We start from the raw sequence: 3,349 nt of genomic DNA on the forward strand, positions 1-3,349 counted from the left end.
TTCTTGATTAGTTAAGCGATATTTAACCTTCTTACCGATATCAAATACTTCTTTTGACCTAAAATGTTCATGACAATCTACTTTATAATAATGAAATTTATGATTCTTTCTTCTGGTCTTTTTTATTTCTACTACGGATATATTATCTAATTCTTTTGCTTTACCTATATGAGTACCAAGTAATATATTTATACCTTCCTGATCATCTTTAGTATCATCTACTATTACTGGTAGATTTAGATAAGATGATATTCTTTTTAAAAAATCCCATTCACTCTCTTTGTATTGTAAGATTAGAGGATAATCTTTAGTTGTTAATGGGGTTTGAGCCTGGGCATCATCAGCAAAAACTATATTAAATTTAGGATTATCTTCCATCAGCTTATCTGATACTTGACCATAGGTGGTGCCTAGATTTTGATAAATTCTATTTCGTCTAGCTCTTTTAAGTAATTTACTGTAAGAGACTGCTTTGATGGTCAGATAATATTCACGTCTTTTAAATTCAAGGTCATAAGCTTCTATAATCCCTTTAAATAATATCTTATGATCTTGATTATTATAGGTCATGACTAATTTTGGATCTTTTACGTCTAACTTTCTTTCATATTCTTTAGCATTATCTTCATCTATGACTCCTTTAATAGTTACTCTAGTATGATCATAAATAGATTTTGTTATCTCTAATTTTTCTAAGATTTTAAATTCAAACGGTTTACTTCTCACTCTATGAGGTGTATAAGTAATAGGTGCTTTTTCGTCTTTAGCTTCTCTTACTTTATCTTTCAGATTAATTCCGTAATCTCCATTCTTAAAGCCATCTATAATTAATTTATCCTCATTATTGGGACCATATAGATATACCAGCTCATACCTACTTGGTTTATAGACTATATTCTGTCCATAATACTTCTCACCGCCGACTTTCCTTTTACCTTTGATTTTATCTACTTCCCTATAAGTACCTGAAATATCTTTAGCATCTAATTTAATCGTCTGCTCAGGATTGGTATATTGACTTAAGATTTGAAAGCCTAAGCCGTGGGTATTCTTAAATTGATAGATCTCTTTATCTTCTACAAAATATTCATTATCTAACTCTTGACGATAATTACTGCGTTGTTTATGGGAACCATAAAGCCTATTTTGAGAGGGTTCCTCTAATTCAACTTTAAGCCTTACTTCTTGATTATTAATTCCCTCACCATAATCTGTTAATTTATCTTTACTATCTATTCCTCTAGTTCCTAATAATAAAAATGCTCCTTTATTAGTTAACTTCCACTCCCATAACTCATTTATTTCGTTATATCCTATTCTTTGTAATTGTTTAAAGATCGAAACATCTAATCTGTATGTTTTATTGTTATTATTTAAAGCTTTAATTGCAGATTCATCTTTTAAAATGTATGCATTTACATAACTATTCTCAGTTTTATCATCTTGATATTGGGCATAATTTTGTAATGAATAATCGGCATTTATATCTAATTGTCTATGTTGTAACCACGCACTATGCTGTAGCATTCCTTTCAGATATCTTTTTAAATGTCTTTTGCTTTTACCTGATCTTATATATTTTTGAAACAATTCTTTTGTGAAATTAGGAATAGCATTAACATATTCTTTAAATATTAATTTTGTTACAGAACACAAATAATCTTTACTTACATTATTAGTTATATCGCCAACTTTAGCATTTTCGCGAAATCTATTTTTAGCATGTCTAAAGTTACCCCCTTCTTTTAGTTTTACTTTTACATAAGGATAGAAAATATTAAGTCGATGTTGTCTTACTATTTCAAGTTTATTATTCTTATATGTCTTTATGGCTTCCCATAAATCTACTCGAATTCCTTGATTAGCTTTAAAATTTTCATCCACAAGTTTGCAAGGACCAATATGATTAAAAATTGTTCCTACCGCGTCATATGAATTAGAATAATTAATTAGATCCCGTTCATTCTCCCGAGTCTTATATAAATTATATTTATCATTTAATTTAGCAATTCGCTCTACAATTTTAACATTAAATAATTCATCAATCATTAATTTTTTCTTCTTTTTCTCACTCTCTTTAATCTGTTCCCAAGTAAAGTTTAAATCAGATACATCTTTTAAATAATTTAAAAAACTTATAATTGGATGCCCAGTGTAATCTTCACACATTTCAATTTCTGCAAATGTTTTAGCTAAAACATCTTTTAAATCGTTTTCTTTTATACTACCATCTGCATTCCTATACTTTTCACTTATATTTGCTTTCCCGGTTTTACGATTTAAATCTAATACACCATTTGCCAATTAATCAAAGCATGATCTTCAATGTTTTGATTAGTTCCGCGATAAGTAATTAATATCTCATTTCGTTGCTTATGTTTAAACGCTGCTGCATAAAACCCTCCTCCCCCTCCTACATCTAGCTTTATTATTTCTTCAACTGGTTTGATCGTAAAGAATTCATTTATCAATGATTTAGATGCTACCTTATATATTTGTTTCACTTCATCAATATTATTACCTATCCAATTAACTTGATTACTTAATTGAGAATCATCAAATTCTTTTAAAAACAACTTCTCAAAATATTCTTTTACTGTATTTGAATCTTCTTCAGTTGTCGATATAAAATCATTATCTCCACTTTTCATCATAAATTCCCAATTGTCCATGGTAGCTACACTTCGTTTATACTCTTCGAATCTTCTTTTTCTTACTGGGTCATGAAATCTTTCATTGTTAGAAAAAATTTCTTTTAATGATTTTAATCCATCACCATCTACTCCATTTTCAAAATCTTCATAAACCATATCACTGAACATCAAACACTCTAAGTCATTAGTAAATTCTGGTTTGCTTGTCATTCTATTATTATCTCCTTTCCTTCTTTTAATCTTGCCATACTCTATTCTCTATGTCTTTTATCGTATTTATTTGGTCATAATCTTTTGAATATATAAAATATACTATATTCCTGTGTTTTTTATATTTATATATATCTCTCTCCATCCCCTGATGTTCTTCATCTAAATGAAGGTTGTGACTCATCCAACCACTGGCTTCCATGAACCATCCTGGGTCTATTCCTTTAAAAAATTCTTCATTATATATGTATATTGCTATTGTTGATCGCTTTAAATCCTGACTCTTTAATAAATTAACTAATTTAAGGATACCTTGTAAAAATCTTTTTTTATCTTTTTTCATTACATCCTCAAATATATATATATGTACTAATACATAAGTATTCTTAGTGGATTGTCAATCCTTTTTAGGACACTTTTTTCTCGGACATTAACATTCTATATTCTACAGGGGTAAGATAATTTAGTGACCCATGTATTCTGTG

The 3,349-nt window shown here is 28.7% G+C and carries 3 protein-coding genes; all 3 read right to left on the reverse strand.

The features are described 5' to 3' along the window. A partial coding sequence (locus tag B5D41_RS13840) for a hypothetical protein (protein WP_143555742.1) occupies positions 1 to 2,304 on the reverse strand: 2,304 nt, incomplete at its 3' end. Next, positions 2,286 to 2,864 carry a hypothetical protein gene (locus B5D41_RS13845; RefSeq protein WP_078811212.1) on the reverse strand — a complete coding sequence of 193 codons (579 nt, stop codon included), beginning with the start codon at positions 2,862 to 2,864 and terminating at the stop codon, positions 2,286 to 2,288. The genes B5D41_RS13845 and B5D41_RS13840, both read right to left, overlap by 19 nt. Positions 2,865 to 2,889: 25 nt before the next feature. Next, positions 2,890 to 3,207 (reverse strand): hypothetical protein, encoded by a 318-nt coding sequence (locus tag B5D41_RS13850; RefSeq protein ID WP_078811213.1) that lies wholly within the window; start codon positions 3,205 to 3,207, stop codon positions 2,890 to 2,892. Positions 3,208 to 3,349: the final 142 nt, after the last annotated feature.

Source organism: Selenihalanaerobacter shriftii, from assembly GCF_900167185.1.
Classification (GTDB): Bacteria; Bacillota; Halanaerobiia; order Halobacteroidales; family Acetohalobiaceae; genus Selenihalanaerobacter; species Selenihalanaerobacter shriftii.